We start from the raw sequence: 14,467 nt of genomic DNA on the forward strand, positions 1-14,467 counted from the left end.
TGTCGGGGCAGGGGAGTTTAGGCGAGCGCTAGGTGCCTTCGCCTATACCCTTGATAGATCGTGCGTAGAGGGCGGTTGCCTTCTCGATGAGCCTTGCTCGTTCTTGTGGACTGATAAAATCCTGATCTTCAAATTCATCCGCGAGATGCAGCAGTGCCTCGTACTGCTCTTCTGCGTCCATCCGAATCTCAGGCTGGTTAAACAGTTTTTCCCACGATGCCAGTGCTTGGGTTTTGCGAATGTCGTTCATCACAAAAGACCATTAGGTGTGTGCTTCGGTAGATCCCCATGGAATCCGTGAAGTTCGAAGGTGAGGACGATCAGTAAAAGGTGTTTGGATAGTGTGTATGCATCGTTTTGGCAGCCTGATTGGACTGACGTAAGGGCGCATCGCCGATGGACTCTGCCGCAACGCCTACGGTCAATATGGATAAAAGGTATTTGATTCCTCGGCAATAAGGCCTCGCGCCACGACCTTCGTGCTCGCTCTGGAGACGATCATGAACACAACACATTTTTCCCCGTTAAAACATGAGCGTCATCATCCCCCTCTAGTGAGCGAAAGCCCGCAGGACGCCGCTAGGGCGGACTGGCTCTACAACGCAGCGGAAGAACTTCTGCGCGGCAACAGCGAGTCGTTCCAACGTCGCATGCGTCCTCAACAAGGCGTGACTGCTGAGGAATTTGCCCTGGCAGTGGATGAGTACGTGAACAATCGTCTTGCCGATAACGAGGTGCATACCTCAGCGCTGGGCTGGCTGATCATCACCGCCGAGCGAGGACATGCCGACAAGACTGCTACAGCAGAACTGCTGGGCAATTGTGATCACCCGTTGGGCAAGCTTGGCGAGATTGCCGAGGCGCTGCTTGAACCTCTCGCGGATGACGCTCTGCTAGCCAAAGCTGAGGATGAGCCATGAGCACATACCTTTGGGATCAGCTAGTTTAAGAACCAGGATCAAATAGCGACTCAGAGAGGAATGACAATGATTGACGATTCGAAAGTCCGAGAAAGAGCTTATGAGTTGTGGGAAAAAGATGGTCGTCGGGAAGGATCTGAAGAGTTTTATTGGCGACTTGCGCAAGAACAGCTTGAGACAGAAGCCACACGTCAAGCTACTGATAGTGAGTGGCCGGCAAAAGGCGAAGCCAGCCGCGTTGATCGCTGATGACTAGGGGTTCTTCACTCCACTTCCGATACGTTTACCTCGTGCGATTCCGCTGTTGGTGATGGCGTCTATGACGCTCCAAAAGAGTGGCAATTTGACTGTTCCTGCTAACTCACAACAGGTCACCCGCCCACCAGCACGTAGGGCAAAAACGGGACGCTTCAGCACCATTGAAAGCGACCGCTTGGTGGCATTGATTGCTGTCTTTGAGAAAGCCTAGATCCTGTTCGAGGATGACGTCATCGCTGCAACGGAATGTATGAGCGCGCCGGCTCGGGGGCTCAGTTCAAAGCGTCCGATGGAGATGTTGAGCACGAGGGTGGAGACGGATTGTCCGGCCTGTGGTCACTATCGGGTTTCAGATGCGCTCGTGTTGACGCTGATGGAACAGGGGCAGATTTTCGATGTGAGCAAAACAAGGATTTGGCTTGCCAGTAAGCGCAAGGAAGAAGCTATTCCGACCATTGAGATCCACGAGACGCTACTGGTGCTGTGAATTGGTTTTTGTTTGAGCGAGATGGATGCCTCCGGCGCGCATTCGCTTTTAATGGTCGCAGCGAATCAAAGCCCATATGGCTGCCGTCTCCCAAGACGCAAATCCAGCTACTCAACAGGCTTCTTCTACGTATTGGAAGGATCACTCCGGTGCCATCAACACAGCGAGCGTCATATTGATGAACTCTTCATTTGTTCTGATCGTGTCTAGCGCACCACGCACGTTGCCTCCAACCTCACCCGATCCACGCTGCTCGGCCCAGAGCGTCAGTTCCATGATTGCAGCCTCAAGGGCTTGCTGGTTTTCGTTGATCTTATAAAGCAGGGAAGGGAGTAGGTCAGAGTTTGGCATCACGATTCCTCCATGAAAAAAGGACAGCGTAGCAGTAGAATAATTTGGTGGGATCTTTCGCTCGGCTATTGATGACACGCGTAGTCAGAGCGCGTTTAGCAGGCGCTCAAGCTGCTCTCGTTCCCAGCCACTTAATAGTTCGACTGGATCCGTGCCATAGCGTTGCCAGTCTTCAACAGTCCCGACGCGACCACCAGGCGATCTGCAATCCTCGCAGTAATCTAAGGTGCCGCCGTCATTGAAAAGCGTGAGCAGCCAGCCATCGATCTCAACAGTCATGAGACCGTTGTAAACCTCATTCCAAGTTTGCAGAGAGGCCCGATGCATTATGCGTGTGCCCAGCGCGACGTCTTTCAGTACCTGGTAGACATCACGGGCGGTGAGAGAGGATTTTGCGTTCAAAATTTTCCTGTCGACTTGGTTAACGATCGGCGTTGCAGTTTAGTTTTCGAAACTTGAAAAGAGCCTCACTCGGTTTTCGCCTGATCTTGCTAGACCGCGAACATTTGCCAGCGCTCGAAGCGATCGAGCGCTTAGCGGCGGAACTGGGCATCAAGGCGTTTACGGTACTGGCCAGCTATTTGGCCCAGGCCCATGCGGTCTCACTGAAAGCCGGAGTTACCACTCGGCTTTATTCGTTCACATGTGTCTGCGTGGCTCCATCACTTGTCGGGTTCAGCCCTTCGTCAGTGGAGGACTGATAACCTGGCACTGCGTAAATCTGGATAAGATTGCTGCGCCTGTCCGAGAGCTCGGAAATCTTGTTTCTAATTCGCAGCTTTTCACCTGCGTTGGGTTCGATCGTTTTGTCATTCAGGCGGGCTTTTTCTACCTCTATAGCTTTGTCGATCATCTGAAGTGACGCATTAAGGTCAAGCTTGCCCGCTCCGGTTCTGGAATTTGCACGGGCGAGAATGTTGGAGATTGCGATGGGTATCGAGCACAGTTCGTGGTATCCAATCACATCGGCTATCGCAGCAGCTCCACTGTAGTCCTGCATCTCCTTATTGTGCTGCTGCAGAATTCGATTGAGCTCAGTTTTTCGCATGGTGATAATTTCTTTCGCAACAGTCGGGATTAACTCACCACCGTACATTTCGTTGTTGATCGAGCCGCGCATTTCGTTTGTCACTGCCGATGTCCCCGCGAGATTCTGGGCTGCGCGGCCACCTACGATTGCTGCTGCAGCAGCAGTGGCCGTGGTGATGGTGCTATACCAAACGTTAGTGACTGCTCTTCGGCCATAGATCGAAGAGATGAAGTCTCCGCAGTAAATATCGGATTGAGCTAGCAATTTGAACTGAGCTGCGTTTCGCTTGGCTTTGTCATCCTTTATTTCAGCAATGATGTCCTTGGTAGACTCCAGTTTGACTTCGGACACCTCGATAATCGGGTCTGCACGGTTTGGGGGAGTGAAGTGAACAGGGCGCGCACCGCAAGCGGAGGTCAACAAAATTGCTGACAGGGAAAGGCAAAACTTCAGCGAGGCGGTAGTTGATCTTGTCCAATCAGTGACTCCGTTCGTAGTCCCTTCCATGGCACCCTCTCCGTGACGATTTAAGCGGTGAGTTTGGGTATAGCAGCGATTGGCCATAGCGTTAGAGAAATACTCGATATCTCGCCTGACCAACCGTGAACTTTAGAAAAGCATAGAGCGGCCAGAGGCAAACATAATTAGGGCCTGATGTCGGGTATTAACCTTCCTGTCTTTGACTTCTTTCAAACGCGTTTCTGATCTGTGCCTAGTAACAGGGGAAGCCCCGGTGCCGGTAGCCTCATGCAGCAAGTTTGACCTCCCGCCCCGGTAAAACAGGTCACTCCCTTTTCGTGAGTGACCTGCGATTCATCGCGTTTGATTATTTCTTCTTAGGCTTTCCCGCGTCATCACGCTTATCACGGACTTGGCCATCTTGATTCCGAGAGCGGGGTTGAACGCCGCCGCCTGGCTTCGGAACGGTTACGTTTGGATTCAAAGGTCGTCTGTCAGTCATGCTGTCGTCCTTGTAATTGCTAAATCACGAAAGATGGCTCAGCCATGAACATTTCTTGTGTCGCAGGCATTTCGAAAATCCATAGCGCCGTTGCTGAGCGTAGACCACGAGGACGGTGAGAGAAGAGGTTGTATTCAAAATCGCTTACCGTCGAATGAGCGATGCTAAAACTCATTGCTTGGCTACGAGCAATGGAGCGCTCAGACCTTGGCGGAGCCGAGTGGAGCAGGATGCCCTGCAAACCGAGTTTTCTATATCACTTCCAGTTGTTGCGAAGTCGCCAATGGATGAGTTCATCTGCCAGGCGACGCATCTCCCGAGCGGCATGTGAGCGCGGTGCGAAATCTACGAATGCGCTGAAATACCCGTATTCCTGCGCCGGAGGAGGGGCGTCCTCCAGCATCTCGATGGCGATCCGGTACGCGCCGGTCAGCTCAGTATGCAGAGGAGGAAACTTCAGTGAGTCGACTAGCTCAAGCACTCGCTCGCGGCGCCGGCAGGTCGAGTATTTCGAGTCGATGATGTCCTGATACTGTTCATCACTCAGCTTCACAAAATCGCCAACAAATTCTTCGAGCTCAGTGCTGACGCCTCCGACATCACAGTTTGTCAGCAAGCCGAAGTAGCTAGGTGTTGTCTCGCGGCATTTGATGTTCTGCAGCGCCGAGACGAATCTCCCAGCGCTGCGCACAGCCATCGAACAGTTGGTGTCCACGACCACGGCAACCAGATTTGCAAAGCGCCGTACCAGTTCGAGCTCAGCGTTCACATCAAGCAACACGTAATCATGCCGCGCGATCAGTTCGCTGAGCTTTTCTGTAGCTCGCTGTTTTCGTTCCAGGGCTTCGAATTCATCGGCATGAACGAACTGGTAATTCGCTTGTTCGTTTGGGGGCAAAGCGGCCAGATGATCGCGAATCCGCATGCGTCGCTGCTTCACCGCCGATGGGAATGTGATGAGGTCGCGCTCATCGAAGAATCCAACTCGACTTGCCCAACTGCCTGGGGCCGGTTGTTCGCCATCTTCGCATGCATAACGGTGGTTATAGTCATTCGTCACGACTGCTACCCGAAACCCCAGCTCAGCGAGTGCGACTGCGAGGTTCACAGTGATGGATGTCTTTCCAACACCCCCCTTGTAGCAGGCGATAGCCAGCGCGAGCCCACGTGGTTTTACATCAATCTCAAGACCTAGTTTTCGTAGGTCGATCCCTGAACGAGCCAGGAAGCTCCACAGCGCAGCAGGGGAGGGTAAGCGTGAGGTTACGTTGCCGCTATCGGTTTCCCAGGATCTCCAGGTTCTCTCGGCAACGTTGGCCCACATCGCGGCCAGATTGACGCTGACGCCGGCAGCCTCACGGAGTTCTTTCGAATGCTTTCGTAGTTGGTTGTCCATGATCGTCCTCCAAATTCGTTGGTGTCTGAAGACTAACCAAATCCGAGATGGCGAAAAATTATGAGCAGAGTGCCGGGCTTTTTTCACTACGAGCATTGTCCCGCGATAAGTCTGCTATGAGGTCGGATGAAGAGCTCTCCAGTGGATTCCAAACCTTCGCCACTTAAAACGACGGTATCTGAGGCGCTGCCAACACGGTTACCTAGTCGACCTCTGTTCCCAGGCACTCAGTAGGTCGGCAGGATCAGCTCCTTCCCGCTACCAGAGTTCGAGTGTCCCGACTCTACCATCAGGCGACCTGCAGTACTCGCAGTAATCCAGGGTGTCACAGTCATTGAAGAGGGTGAGTACCCAGCCATCAGTGCTCATGGGCATGAGGCCCGGCAATCACGTAGGCAATCAACATATAGCTTCTCAGCGGGCTCACGTGACTGGCTCCGACAACGTGGTTTTTGGGTCATAGCTATAGGCGAAAACTGATTGTGAGCCATGGCAGGCCTCACAGCAGCATCCTGACATTGCCAAAATCGCCTTTGAACAATCAGTTGACAGATAACTCAGTGAGTCTTGAGCCTGTTTCTTACAGGGAATGGCAGAGGCCGCATTCCCGAAGCGGCACATAGCACTGAAATTGTATGGAGTGCATATCTACTCCTCGGCCTTCTTAGGTAGGCGGCAAAATTGCAGCGTTACTTTTTGTCTCGTATTAAATAGATGGGCGAGTGACATTGATCTCTGCTAGCTTTTTGCCACATCCAAATGTCAGGGAGTGGCCAAGATGCAAGCGCAGGTTGATATCCGTTCGTGGCTTCATAAGCAAAACGACTGGCTCCAAGAAGCGGCAGACAGACTCCTTAATAAAGGGGCTCTTGGCCAAGACGACCTAGCGGATCTGGTCGCCCTGATCAAAACACCAGTCGGACGCAAACCGTCGACGCACCGCCCATTTGCAGAGTTGAACCAGGGGAATGCAGCCCAGCAAGAGCTGAGACTGATACGAATCGGGGAAATAGCCGGTATCGAAAATCTTGAGCCGCGCCGACCACTGGAGTTTGGCATCCACAATCTATCGGTGATCTACGGTCATAAGTACCTGGCGGGAGCAGCTTCATAAGCGTCGTGCCGCAGCGGTGTAACAGTCCGAGCCCAGGAGCGCCTTCGGTGGAAGGTGCTTCGCCTGCCCTTAGCTAAGCGGCGGTGTGACGTAAATGGAGAGATCGCTTCTTCGGGCCAATGGCCCCGGATCACCTCCGTTCGTCAAACCATTAAGAGATGGAGGCGAAAATAGAAGCCCTGGAGCCGCGAACCTCCGGGGCTTCGTTTTTTCTAACCGAGATGCTCCCGTTTACATTTGAAGCGTTCGGGCTGGCCATGCAAATGGCTGCTTTCAGGTCACACCAGAAGGTCGACTAGGCGAATCACCCGAGCGAATCGCGGCGGCCTCATATCTCCTAGGCGTTGCCATGTTGTCCGCTATCCCAGACTTCAGCGAGCTCGTCTATGCGATCCGCGATTTGAGGTTTTTTTGATAGGACAAGGCATCGCGTGTTGCCGACAAATTCTTCAATCAGATACACGGTGTCGCCAACATCAAGCTCGAGCTCCTGCAACGCCTCATCGGGAATCCGAATCGCACCGTCACCATCCCATTCTTCGATGATGACTTTCAAAGGTGGCTTTCTCACGTGTGGTCTCCATTGGTTCTGAATCGCCAAGCCGCTCAATGCCCGTAGAATCTCGGCGACACTTACAGACCCGGATAATCATCAAGCCTTAGGCTAGGGGCATCTCCGTCTTCCGGCTCGTGCTTGGGCGTATGTATCACTCCAGCTTCGGCGTCTGCACGCATCTGCTCGAGCTCTTTGTGAAATGCCTTGTCCTGAACCGTGGGTTTGCTGGTGTACGGTTTTCTGTCTGGTACAGGCTGGGCCGCATAGGTTGTTACCGCATCTGGGTCGTACTGTAGTTTTTCTTGGACTTGCGACTCCAGCATTGCACGGAGCGCGTCTTTATCGGGACGGGTAAGCAATTTGTTACTCCTAGTGGGCAGTCAGCGTTGGCTCATTGGCTTGGTGGTGTGAGATGGGGCGCCCAAGCATTAGCACCAACCGCCTGCGTTGAATGATGTTATCAAGTATGAAAATAGCAAATGCCGGATGCATGTCTCAGCCTAATGTTCGGCATCGGCATCGGCATCGGCATCGGTATCGGTTTCGCGAGACCGGCTTTCAACAAGCACCAACTATTTGCAGTTGCCTGTCTTTCGATATCCTGAAGCTTGGGTCTCGGATTCTGACGTGAAGGAGACATGTTTTTTTCAGACGCCTGTCCATAGCCAGGGCACCCCATCGAGAGGTGGTATACCTGGCTCTTCCAGTTACTGATGATCGCACCTGTCAGAGTCGCACAATCTGAGCTCGTAGGAATCTGAGCGGAATATCTGCTCGCGGTGAGTAGGTACTCCGCTCAGGCTCTAAATCATCCAGGAACAAGACGACATTGCGTTTACCTTGCTTTGGCGCCGCTACGCTCCCATACACTATCCCATCGAGCCGACCGGATTCGAACGGGTAATCGCGGAGGAACTCAGTCACCACTTGCGACGGAACGTATTCGGTGTGCACTCGGTCATCCCGAGCTACGGGTTGCATGATCTCGTTCGTGAAGTAGTGAAGAAAAGAAAGGAGAAGACGTCGTCTATATGGCTCCTCGGAGAAGATCCCCGGTACATCAGGAAGTCTTGATAGATCTAATAGACGTAGTGGCCTGATCACCTCAAAGCACCCCACACGACTCACCAGCTCCTTCACTTCATAAACAGCGGTTCTGCGGTCTAGGGCGGCGTAAAACATTGGCACACCGGCCGGGTTCATCCTGTTGGTCTGGCAAACATGCCGAGGAGGAGGGCCGAAATCCTTAGCGGTCGGTGAGCGCCCCTTAAATCCTGGTCGTGCACGGTACAGTAAGAACCCGGGCACTGCCGTCTGGATCAAATCTTCGATCTCGACCAAGCGTGCTATTGCTGTGAGAAGATCCATCGGTGAGTAGGCATCATGGCTGAGATCTTCAGCGTCCAGATTCTGAAAGAAAAATCGCCGTTCGTGTTTGATGTGGTTACAAAACCTGTCCCACGCGAACCGCATAGCATCATCTTCATCCAGCGACATCCAGTTACGGTGACACCAGATATCGTCTGTCAGCGTGAAGGAGATTGCACGGCGCAAAGACTCGTTGAAGTCCTTGGGCAAATCCATGCAACACTCCTCGAATACCAGCTCATAGGTCGACCACGTCTCGCCTTGGTAACCACCATCTGCGCTGATGTGGGGCAGATGATCTGCAGCTTTCCCGTAGTGCTGAGCCAATAAAGCTTCTATATGTTCGCAAAGGTCGCTAAGCGGTGCCGTAGGTGCGGTATATTCGCAGCAAAAGTCGCACCCACGACGGCCACCCCATTCTCTGATCCACTTTTTTAAATCGTCGTCACTAAAGCAATTGGCGCAGACACTCTCCATCAGAAGCATTTTCCTGGTTTTCTCACGTGTGGTCTCCATTGTATTTGAGTCGACAATGGTAACGTGGTTTTGAAAACAGGCTCAGAGCGCAGCGGCTAAACGCTCGAGCTGCTCACGCTCCCACTCACTCAATAGCTCGATAGGATCAGCTCCTTCGCGCTGCCAGAGTTCAAGTGTACCGACTCGGTCATCAGGCGACCTGCAGTACTCGCAGTAGTCCCGGGTGTCACAGTCATTGAAGAGGGTGAGTCTCCAGCCATCTATCTCCACGGGCATGAGGCCGTGATAAATCTCGCTCCAGGACTGCGTGGAGCTTCGCGTCATGATGCGTTCGCCGAGCGCGACGTCCTTCACTTTGGTAGATCTCGCGGGCCGTGAGATGGGAGGTTGTGTCCAAATCATTCTGCGCTTGAGTCATTGTTTGCCAACGCTAAATTACGGTGTGGAGTGGGGTCAATGGAAGGTCGCCTCTTCGGGCCAATGGGCCCGGCTCATCAATTAGCTAAGCATTTCCTTCACTATGGAAGCCACATTTCTAGCATCGTCTATTCCACGGTGAAAGGTACCCTGCCAAACCAACCCCATTGACTCTACTGTTTGCTTAAGTGATTTTGGTCGATTGTCATACAAGCCTGCATGCCATTTCCAAGCATTGAAATGGGTCAAGCCTTCGAGTAGGGAAGGGCACGCAGCAAACCCAGCATCGCGTTCAAGCTGCCTTGCATCATAGTCACCCCACGATGCCCAAGCAGCGTTTGGATATCGCGCAATAAACGCTCCTAGCTCTTGGCCAACCTCCACATAGGTTCCTGCACTGTCCACATCCGCTTGTTGAATGGATGTGAGCTTTTTGCAGAAGTCGGTAAGTATGGGGTTGATTTGAGGTCGGACGAAACGTTGGAACTCATCGACGATCTCAAGCGTCTCCAAATCGATCACCACCACGCCAATTTCAATCGTTTCCATCTGGTTAGGGACGACTGCAAGCGGCCTTGGTGATTCCGACTCATCCACCTCGTCACAGGTTGCCTCAAGGTCTACGCAATAGAGGTAGCGGTATCGCGCGAGGACGTTTTGGATGGCTTGGAGGTGAAGGAGCTTTGCTTCAATGCTCATGGCTGAGGACACCTGATGTGTGAGTACAGAGAAAGCACCGTGATTTCTCAGAACAATGGTCTCAGGATTCACGAAGGCAATTCAGAAAGCCAGAGACAATCTAGATGCTTATGATTTTCACCAGAGAAACCGTCGAAAAAATTGTGCAGAGGGAGCTTTTCGCGATTTCTGAACCGCTGGCTTCCTGTTTTGCCGAATGCCATTGATCAATGGCTGATACCGAAGTTGGTGGTGTCGAGCAACTCTACTGGCCTGCTCAAAAAGTCGAAAAAATCGGTTTACTGCTGTCGACATCAGCGCGCCAACTAACGGTGCTGTCCGGCTCACAATGATCCAAGACATTTTTTGAAGTTTTTGAGAGTTTTAACGCTGCGGGATCTGAGGCCCAATGGAAGAAACCGTCTTTCGAACCAGTCGATGTCACGCGCTACGACATCATCGAAACCCCTGCAATCCTGACACCTCGCATCGTCGTACTCAAAGTCGGCGATCTGGTGCGTGCTGCCAGCTTTGTCTTCAACAAAAAGCTCGCCGCCGTTTTCCTAGATCTTGGATTGGTTGCGTTTGGATGTAGTCATCGCCGTTAGGCATGCTGAAAACATACCCAGCGATGCATTGGCCGGGGACGCCATCAATGACCACGAAGCTCGCGTTATGCAGGCTGTGGATCAAACTCATACTCCTGTTGTTTTCTAGCTGGTAGTACCAGGGGCTGGCCTGGGATGTACTCGACATAATACTTTGATGGCCTATTGTTGGCGCCTTTGAAGGTCAGATCGATGCCAAGCAAGGCCTCCAGGGCTTCCAGGATCAATCGGGTGTCCCGGTCGAGGCGCCAGTTTGCGCTTTTGACTTTGATTGGGATTCTTCGCGCGCCGCCCTGGAAGAGTAGGTAAAAGTACCGGAGTCGCTCAGATCTTTGATGTTCGTCTTGATCTCTTCGAGCAATTTCGATCTGAAGCTCATGAATGGTTTCTGGGTCATACGATATTCCTTCCTGCGTGATGAGTTTGTTCCAGGTGAGGCGAGAGCGTTTGAGCTGGCGTCCGCTGATGTGTTTGCTGTCGAGCTCGTAAGAGATGCCCTTGGGCTGGCCGTCATCGTTGAGCGTTAGATGGATGTAGACATTTTGCTTTCTCAGCGCTGCGACGAGATCGAACATGTCGCCGTGGATTGCCTTGGTGTGCTCGATGGCGCCTGCGATCTTCGCGATCATTTTGTGTTTCAGGGGAAGGTCGTCGTCACGAATAGAGGCTTGGAGCTGGGCGTGAGTGATCGCTACTCCCCAGGTTTCTTTGGGGCTCGGGGCTTTTTTCAACCAGAACATGTCTTCGATCTCGGACACTGAATCCAAGCTCGTAGAGCGCTCGTTGCTGTCTTTCACCATGCTGAATTCGTCGTTGAGCCTGATGCGGTTGGCAACGATGTGAACGTGCTGATGATCTTTGTCCTGATGCATCACAGTGACGTATTGATTCTTCTCGTCGAAGCCAAGGTCTGTCATGTACTTCCGAACTGATGTGCGCCACTGAGCGGGCGTCAGAGACTCGCCGGGACGCAGTGAGAGCATCGCGTGAAAGACAGGCTTTATGGGCTTATCAGAGTCGATTGTCATACGTCGCAATGTCTCGACGCTGTCGAACTCGCGGATCATCTCCAGTACGTCGTCTTCACTTCCTGCGAGCAAGGATGGCAGTGGATCGTTAGCAATGCAGTTAGAGTCGATAGTCAGGATTTGGCTGATTTCGTGGTCGTGCTTAGTGCAGCCAAAGATGTACCGGATGCGCTTCTTAAACGACCCGGAGGACTTGGGGAAGATTTTGCCAATCATGCTGCACCTCCCATGTTGATGTGGGCGATGTGTTTGACCTTTTCCAGAAGTTCACTGTTAGGCCGCTCGGCGTTGATCAGGGATGCAAGATTCATCAGCTCCCTGGCAATCTGCACTACCTCAACACCAACTTTTGGTTTTACCTTCCCGTGAGCAACGTAGTCCCGGATAAAAGCCCCTGCGGACTTGTAACCAGCCTCGGTGATTTTGGAATTAAGGATGTCCATCTCAGGTCTGCTGAAACGGATCGTGATCCTGGCGTCTTTCTTTTGCTTCTCAATGACTTCCATCTTGGCTTACCTATTATTGTTTTTATTGGTTAGCTTTTATCAACGCAACACCCGAAGGGATGTGAGTAGTCGCTTATTGTCTGCCACAGACACAACTGGCTAGCTACTGATATAAGACTATTATGCCGGTGGATCTATAGTGGGCGGAAGTGTTTTTCAGAATATAGTGATTTATTTTCGGTTATACGAAGGTTCGCTGTTAGTGAATGCGAACTCGCAGTAGGGGAGTGCGAGTATCGGTTACCTCGCACTATATGAGAGTGATTTCGCAGTAGGTGAGTGCGGATTCACGGAGGAAGAGTGCGAACATGGCTGGATGTCGCAGTATGTGAGTGAGGATCCGCAGTATGGTAGAGCGATTTGGCAACCAAGAGTGCGAAATAAGTCAAGGTGTGACTAGGTTGCTATTGGTGGTCATGCTTATGAGTGTGCTACTAGCTGGCCCATTGCTTTTTGATCGAGCGGGGCCAAAGTTTCCAGCAACCCTCGGCAAACAACATCCTTTCCCATTTTAGACATTGTATAAATATCGCTTTCCACCAGTGTAATTGCGTTCCTGACCTCCGAGAGATAATCGGTTTTATACCCATCCGTCACATCCACGGATCGCCCCTTACCATCATGGTTAGATAGAACCTTAGTATAGTACTGGCCGATACGAGCTCGTTGAGCCGTCGAGATGAAACTAGCCCGCATAATTTTCCGGGGTAGGCTTGTACCAACCTTTTCTTGAACTCTAATCAGAAAATCCCTGACGCTGGATTCACTGATTTTATCTTGTGAAACTCCGGAAAAGACGTATTCGCTGATTGAATGCTTCGTTGCATAAAGTAGTTGGCAATACGCACTGTCACTTAGTACCAGATGAAACTCCTGTCCGTTTTTCAGAGAGTCAAGTTCGTTCAGTTTTGTCCGCGCCGAAAAGATGATTGATCTAGTGGGGTGGTGTATATCCTTCTTGCGAATTTTTGCAATTTCCCCTGGCCTCACTCCGCTAAAAAGCATAAAAAGGACGGCGGCTGAAACGGTTTTAAAAGATGTCGGCACATCCCGCAATGGCCGCTGATCAGCAATCGCCAGGCACTCTGTAATAAACACCCCAAGCTCATTAGGATTTATGCGTATCTTTGATCGTCTATTCTCGTGCCAAAGTTTTAGCGTGGTCATGATGTCAACTGGATTGTATTCAATCAGCCTTTTTGAGCCGTTATCGTAAAAGGTCACGGCAAACGAAAAGATCGAGCCAAGCAGGGATAGTGTCTTGTTAGCTGTCCGCTCCCGTGGCGCGCCAAGTGTCCCATCCTTTTTTGGTACTGGCTTAGTCACCTTTGCGTGCAGGGCGGTCACATCTTTAGCGGCTATCGTGCTCAAAGGCCTGCCGGACAAGTGTGGAACGATGTGATTCTTAAAAGTCTTGCGATAGTCTGCGATGGTGCACTCAGTGAGCTTCGCTTTTGCGATCAGCATGTCCTCGAATGCGCTCTCGACAGTCACTTCGTCCTGCAAGTCTTTCGTGGTTTTTTCCTCCAGCATCGCTTCCAGGTTCGTGTACACCGACAGGGCTTCGTCGCGAATCATCGGAATTTTTGTAGTGCGTTTGTCGTAAGCACCTAGCTTAATCCTATGGTCTCGCCCCTTGATTTTGCGAACGACGAAAAATGTTTTACCACCAGCCTTTGTTACCCGGACGGCAAGGCCCTTGGCTTCGGTGTCGTACACCATAATGTCGGATTTGCCTTTCGGGCACGTCAGGTTGTCCAGCGAGGACTTGGTAAAATTGATTTTCATGGCCATAAGGGGTGTCTCATTTCCTAAGTGATTGATTCTGGTTTTGTTTTAGGGTTAAATCAGCGCCTGCTTTTGCATTTCCCATGCCCCGATGGTGAAATTGGTAGACACATCAGACTTAAAATCTGCCGCCGCAGGGCGTGCCGGTTCGATTCCGGCTCGGGGCACCATCTCGCTTCATATCGTCTAGCTTCATCTCGCCTCATCAAAAAACACCCCTATCTATCCCCAGCGTCTACCGAGACCTTGGTGTTTTTTGCTGTCTGCGATTTGGTATCCAGCACCTTAAATTTGGCAGCCGGCTTGGGAGCTATTTGGGAGCTGACTTGGGAGCTTTGTTGGTAGCTTTCGCCATTCCAGGCCTGCCGAGCTCAGCTCTCACCCGCTCTTCAATGCAGCCAAGAATGTCCGTAAGTTATTGATTTAACAAGTTTTTAAGCCTATAAGCACGGGCAAAAGCCGGCCTCAGCGCTCAACTGCTTTTGTATGCTGGCGAGGGGTAAGATGACTTAAAATCCCCCGCT

19 protein-coding genes and 1 tRNA gene are annotated in these 14,467 nt (G+C 51.8%); 6 read left to right on the forward strand and 14 right to left on the reverse strand.

The annotated features are described in order from the left end of the window. Positions 1 to 28: 28 nt before the first annotated feature. Complete coding sequence (locus BK662_RS13355; RefSeq protein WP_123358451.1) at positions 29 to 250, reverse strand: hypothetical protein; 222 nt, start codon at positions 248 to 250, stop codon at positions 29 to 31. 250 nt (positions 251 to 500) lie between these two features. Here BK662_RS13355 and BK662_RS13360 point away from each other — a divergent pair, with 250 nt between their 5' ends. The 3 genes from BK662_RS13360 (at position 501) to BK662_RS34790 (ending at position 1,665) form a co-directional block, all read left to right on the forward strand. Then, entirely contained in the window at positions 501 to 920 is a 420-nt protein-coding gene (locus BK662_RS13360) for a hypothetical protein (protein ID WP_123358452.1), read from the forward strand. Between the two features lie 66 nt (positions 921 to 986). Continuing rightward, positions 987 to 1,169: a DUF2934 domain-containing protein gene (locus BK662_RS13365; protein WP_185047122.1), complete on the forward strand. Its 183-nt coding sequence runs from the start codon at positions 987 to 989 to the stop codon at positions 1,167 to 1,169. Between the two features lie 298 nt (positions 1,170 to 1,467). Further along, a complete protein-coding gene (locus BK662_RS34790; protein ID WP_259695911.1) occupies positions 1,468 to 1,665 on the forward strand; it encodes a hypothetical protein in 198 nt (65 codons plus the stop codon). A gap of 141 nt (positions 1,666 to 1,806) precedes the next feature. On the opposite strand, the gene BK662_RS13375 is transcribed toward BK662_RS34790, so the two are convergent. The 5 genes from BK662_RS13375 to BK662_RS36010 all read right to left on the reverse strand — a co-directional run bounded on the left by BK662_RS13375 (position 1,807) and on the right by BK662_RS36010 (position 5,778). Further along, a complete protein-coding gene (locus BK662_RS13375) occupies positions 1,807 to 2,016 on the reverse strand; it encodes a hypothetical protein (RefSeq protein ID WP_123358454.1) in 210 nt (69 codons plus the stop codon). 84 nt (positions 2,017 to 2,100) lie between these two features. Further along, entirely contained in the window at positions 2,101 to 2,418 is a 318-nt protein-coding gene (locus BK662_RS13380) for a DUF7693 family protein (RefSeq protein ID WP_123358455.1), read from the reverse strand. 229 nt (positions 2,419 to 2,647) lie between these two features. Continuing rightward, positions 2,648 to 3,553, reverse strand: a complete 906-nt coding sequence (locus BK662_RS13385; protein ID WP_123358456.1) for a hypothetical protein — start codon at positions 3,551 to 3,553, stop codon at positions 2,648 to 2,650. A 710-nt stretch (positions 3,554 to 4,263) separates the two neighbouring features. Beyond that, the gene (locus BK662_RS13390) at positions 4,264 to 5,403 is read right to left on the reverse strand and encodes an AAA family ATPase (RefSeq protein ID WP_185047123.1); all 1,140 of its coding nucleotides are present in this window, start codon (positions 5,401 to 5,403) and stop codon (positions 4,264 to 4,266) included. Between the two features lie 258 nt (positions 5,404 to 5,661). Next, positions 5,662 to 5,778: a DUF7693 family protein gene (locus tag BK662_RS36010; RefSeq protein ID WP_446033147.1), complete on the reverse strand. Its 117-nt coding sequence runs from the start codon at positions 5,776 to 5,778 to the stop codon at positions 5,662 to 5,664. 403 nt (positions 5,779 to 6,181) lie between these two features. On the opposite strand from BK662_RS36010, the gene BK662_RS13395 reads away from it, so the two are divergent. Next, positions 6,182 to 6,517, forward strand: coding sequence for a hypothetical protein (locus BK662_RS13395; protein WP_123358458.1), 336 nt, complete (start codon positions 6,182 to 6,184; stop codon positions 6,515 to 6,517). A gap of 337 nt (positions 6,518 to 6,854) precedes the next feature. Here the strand turns inward: BK662_RS13395 and BK662_RS13400 are convergent, their stop codons facing one another. The 5 genes from BK662_RS13400 to BK662_RS13425 form a co-directional block, all read right to left on the reverse strand. Continuing rightward, a complete protein-coding gene (locus BK662_RS13400) occupies positions 6,855 to 7,088 on the reverse strand; it encodes an AbrB/MazE/SpoVT family DNA-binding domain-containing protein (RefSeq protein ID WP_123358459.1) in 234 nt (77 codons plus the stop codon). 62 nt (positions 7,089 to 7,150) lie between these two features. After that, on the reverse strand, positions 7,151 to 7,432 hold the full coding sequence (locus BK662_RS13405) for a hypothetical protein (RefSeq protein WP_123358460.1): 282 nt from the start codon (positions 7,430 to 7,432) through the stop codon (positions 7,151 to 7,153). A 367-nt stretch (positions 7,433 to 7,799) separates the two neighbouring features. After that, on the reverse strand, positions 7,800 to 8,957 hold the full coding sequence (locus BK662_RS13415) for a HEPN-associated N-terminal domain-containing protein (RefSeq protein WP_123358461.1): 1,158 nt from the start codon (positions 8,955 to 8,957) through the stop codon (positions 7,800 to 7,802). A 42-nt stretch (positions 8,958 to 8,999) separates the two neighbouring features. Beyond that, the gene (locus BK662_RS36015; RefSeq protein ID WP_446033148.1) at positions 9,000 to 9,320 is read right to left on the reverse strand and encodes a DUF7693 family protein; all 321 of its coding nucleotides are present in this window, start codon (positions 9,318 to 9,320) and stop codon (positions 9,000 to 9,002) included. 96 nt (positions 9,321 to 9,416) lie between these two features. Next, positions 9,417 to 10,034, reverse strand: coding sequence for a 3'-5' exonuclease (locus tag BK662_RS13425; protein ID WP_123358462.1), 618 nt, complete (start codon positions 10,032 to 10,034; stop codon positions 9,417 to 9,419). Between the two features lie 209 nt (positions 10,035 to 10,243). On the opposite strand from BK662_RS13425, the gene BK662_RS35275 reads away from it, so the two are divergent. Then, positions 10,244 to 10,366 (forward strand): hypothetical protein, encoded by a 123-nt coding sequence (locus BK662_RS35275; RefSeq protein WP_259695912.1) that lies wholly within the window; start codon positions 10,244 to 10,246, stop codon positions 10,364 to 10,366. 320 nt (positions 10,367 to 10,686) lie between these two features. Here BK662_RS35275 and BK662_RS13430 read toward each other — a convergent pair whose 3' ends face one another. The 3 genes from BK662_RS13430 to BK662_RS13440 form a co-directional block, all read right to left on the reverse strand. Then, positions 10,687 to 11,865: a relaxase/mobilization nuclease domain-containing protein gene (locus BK662_RS13430; RefSeq protein WP_123358463.1), complete on the reverse strand. Its 1,179-nt coding sequence runs from the start codon at positions 11,863 to 11,865 to the stop codon at positions 10,687 to 10,689. Next, positions 11,862 to 12,155, reverse strand: a complete 294-nt coding sequence (locus tag BK662_RS13435; protein ID WP_123358464.1) for a plasmid mobilization protein — start codon at positions 12,153 to 12,155, stop codon at positions 11,862 to 11,864. The genes BK662_RS13430 and BK662_RS13435 overlap by 4 nt, the downstream gene beginning before the upstream one ends. Before the next feature lie 420 nt (positions 12,156 to 12,575). Further along, positions 12,576 to 13,949: a tyrosine-type recombinase/integrase gene (locus BK662_RS13440; RefSeq protein ID WP_123358465.1), complete on the reverse strand. Its 1,374-nt coding sequence runs from the start codon at positions 13,947 to 13,949 to the stop codon at positions 12,576 to 12,578. 79 nt (positions 13,950 to 14,028) lie between these two features. On the opposite strand from BK662_RS13440, the gene BK662_RS13445 reads away from it, so the two are divergent. Further along, positions 14,029 to 14,113 (forward strand) — tRNA-Leu (locus BK662_RS13445). The last annotated feature ends 354 nt before the right edge of the window (positions 14,114 to 14,467 follow it).

The organism is Pseudomonas frederiksbergensis (assembly GCF_003732275.1).
Classification (GTDB): Bacteria; Pseudomonadota; Gammaproteobacteria; order Pseudomonadales; family Pseudomonadaceae; genus Aquipseudomonas; species Aquipseudomonas frederiksbergensis_H.